Consider the following 2894-nt stretch of genomic DNA (forward strand, 5'->3'; position numbering starts at 1 on the left):
TTTTTGGACCGTTTTCATTAGTTGTTCAATGTGAAAACGAACGGCAATTGGAAACCATAATTTCAAATTTAGAAGGTCAGCTAACGGGAACAATAATTTCTGATGATAACGAAATTGGTGCACACTCAAACATTGTAAATGCACTTGAAAATAGAGTGGGACGAATCATTTTTAATGGTGTGCCTACCGGTGTTGAGGTTTGTCCTTCTATGCAACATGGTGGTCCTTATCCGGCATCAACCGATTCTAGGTTTACGGCGGTTGGTGTGGATTCTATAAAACGATTTGTAAGGCCATTTAGTTATCAAGATTGGCCAAATGAGTTACTTCCAGACGAACTAAAAAATGAAAATCCATTAGGTATTTCCAGATTGGTTAATGGAAAAAGAACTGAAAATAAAATATAGGAACGTATTTGAATATATCATCTAAATAATGGCAAAACATACTTTTGTTTGCATTGATGCGCATACTTGCGGAAATCCAGTTCGAGTTATAAAAGAAGGTGGTCCAAAATTGCTTGGAAAAACCATGAGCGAAAAGCGTCAACATTTTTTAAAAGAATACGATTGGATTAGAAAAGGCCTCATGTTCGAACCGCGTGGCCACGATATGATGAGTGGCAGCATTTTGTATCCACCACATAATCCAGAAAATGATTTTTCTATACTGTTTATTGAAACATCTGGCTGTTTGCCCATGTGCGGACATGGAACCATCGGAACCATTACTATTGCTATTGAAGAAGGTTTAATTTCGCCAAAAGTTCTAGGAAAAATTAGAATGGAAGCGCCGGCAGGTTTAGTTGAAATTGAATACAAACAAACTAATAATAAGGTAGAATGGGTTAAGTTAACCAATGTAAAAAGCTATTTAGCTGCTGAAAATTTAACTATTGATTGCCCAGAATTAGGCAATATTACATTTGATGTTGCTTATGGCGGAAATTTTTATGCTATTGTAGATCCTCAGAAAAATTTTTCTGGAGTGCATGATTTTACGGCTTCAAAAATTATTCAATATTCACAGGTAGTTCGGGACAGAATTAATGAAAAATATCTAAATAAATTTGTGCATCCTGAAAACGATACAATTAAAAATGTGTCGCATTTAATGTGGACAGGAAGCCCATTAGATTCCAATTCATCTGGTAGAAACGCGGTGTTTTATGGCGACAAAGCTATTGATAGAAGTCCTTGTGGCACAGGAACATCAGCACGATTAGCCCAGTTGTATGCAAAAGGAAAATTAAAACTTAATGAGCCTTTTATTCACGAAAGTTTTATTGGTAGTAAATTTATTGGACGCGTTGAAAAGGAAACAATTTTAGATGGGAAGTTAGCCATAGTTCCAACCATCCAGGGTTGGGCAAAGGTTTTTGGTCACAACACCATTTCTATTGATGATGAAGACGATCCTTATGCGTATGGATTTCAAGTGATTTGATTTGTAAAAATCAAATCATCCCGAACATGCTTCGGGATATTTTAAAATATTTTATTGAATGTCTAAAAAAGTTGTAATTATTGGAGGCGGAATCATAGGGTTGTGTTCTGCCTATTATCTTCAAAAAGAAGGATATCATGTAACTATTGTCGATCAGTCCAATCTAGATTCAGGCGCATCTTATGTAAACGCGGGTTATTTATCGCCAAGTCATATTATTCCATTATCTGCGCCTGGTGTTATGAAAAAAGGGCTTAAATGGATGTTTAATAAATCAAGTCCGCTTTACATTAAACCAAGGCTGGATGCTGATTTTTTAAAATGGGTTTGGGCTTTTAATAAATCATGTAATGCGCAACATGTAAAAAAAGCAATACCGGTTATTAAAAATATATCACTTTTAAGTCAAGATTTATATGATGATATAAAAAAAGATGAAAAGTTTTCATTTCATTATGAAAAAAAAGGTTTGCTCATGTTATGCCAAACTGATAAAATGCTAGAAGAAGAAATTAAAACATCCAATTTAGCCGTGCAAGAAGGGTTGGATGCTAAAGAAATCAGCCTTCCAGAATTAAATAGGCTAGAACCAGGTTTAAAGATTAATGTAAAAGGAGCCACCTATTATAAATGTGATTCCCATACTACACCACAAGAATTTATGGAGGAAATGAAGGCATATCTAAAAAGTGGAGGTGTTGTTTTTTATGCCAATGAAAAGGTTCAAGATTTGGAAGTTGAAAATCAGAAAATAGCATCAATTATTACCAATAAACAAATTTTAAAAGCTGATGAATTTGTTTTAGCAACTGGATCTTGGGCACCTTTATTAAGTAAAAAATTAGGTATTGGCCTATTAGTTCAGGCAGGAAAAGGTTATCGCATTAATACCACAAGCCCAACAGGAATAACCATTCCAGCCATTTTAGCCGAAGCAAAAGTAGCCGTTACACCAATGAATGGAATGACGCGATTTGCAGGAACCATGGAAATAGCAGGAATAAATCAAAATATAAATAAGGCTAGAGTGGAAGCCATTGCTGATGCGGCTAACCGATACTATCCTGAAATTAATTTAACTACCAAAGAAAAGAACCATGCTGCATGTGGTTTACGACCAGTTTCACCCGATGGATTGCCCTATATTGGTAAATCTTCAAAATGTAAAAATTTGACTATTGCAACCGGTCATGCTATGATGGGCTGGACAATGGCAACAGGAACTGGGAAATTGGTTTCTGAAATTATTTCGGAACAAAAACCATCATTAGATTTAGATAATTATCATATAGACAGAATGTTTTAGATGATGCGGTACCATCAAATTTAAAACGCTTTAAAGGTTTGAATAAATAATAAAATAGAAAAATTATGAGCACTATTGGAATTGGAGGATCAACTGCTGAAGCAGAACTAGAAGCAATCAAACCGATGGCTCATTTGGTAAA

Annotated in this window: 2 protein-coding genes and 1 pseudogene; all 3 read left to right on the forward strand. The window is 35.0% G+C overall.

The features are described 5' to 3' along the window. A pseudogene (locus WBN21_RS05910) lies at nucleotides 1-407 on the forward strand (aldehyde dehydrogenase (NADP(+))); the annotation flags it as partial. 28 nt (nucleotides 408-435) lie between these two features. Next, a complete protein-coding gene (locus tag WBN21_RS05915; protein ID WP_424198390.1) occupies nucleotides 436-1446 on the forward strand; it encodes a 4-hydroxyproline epimerase in 1011 nt (336 codons plus the stop codon). A 58-nt stretch (nucleotides 1447-1504) separates the two neighbouring features. Beyond that, nucleotides 1505-2752 carry an NAD(P)/FAD-dependent oxidoreductase gene (locus WBN21_RS05920; RefSeq protein ID WP_424198392.1) on the forward strand — a complete coding sequence of 416 codons (1248 nt, stop codon included), beginning with the start codon at nucleotides 1505-1507 and terminating at the stop codon, nucleotides 2750-2752. Nucleotides 2753-2894: the final 142 nt, after the last annotated feature.

The organism is Algibacter sp., assembly GCF_049667265.1.
In the GTDB taxonomy this organism is placed as follows: Bacteria; Bacteroidota; Bacteroidia; order Flavobacteriales; family Flavobacteriaceae; genus Algibacter_B.

Bases quoted from the DNA above. Each gene is read 5' to 3' on its own strand.
- WBN21_RS05915 (WP_424198390.1), top strand. From the start codon at position 436: ATGGCAAAACATACTTTTGTTTGCATTGATGCGCATACTTGCGGAAAT.
- WBN21_RS05920 (WP_424198392.1), top strand. From the start codon at position 1,505: ATGTCTAAAAAAGTTGTAATTATTGGAGGCGGAATCATAGGGTTGTGT.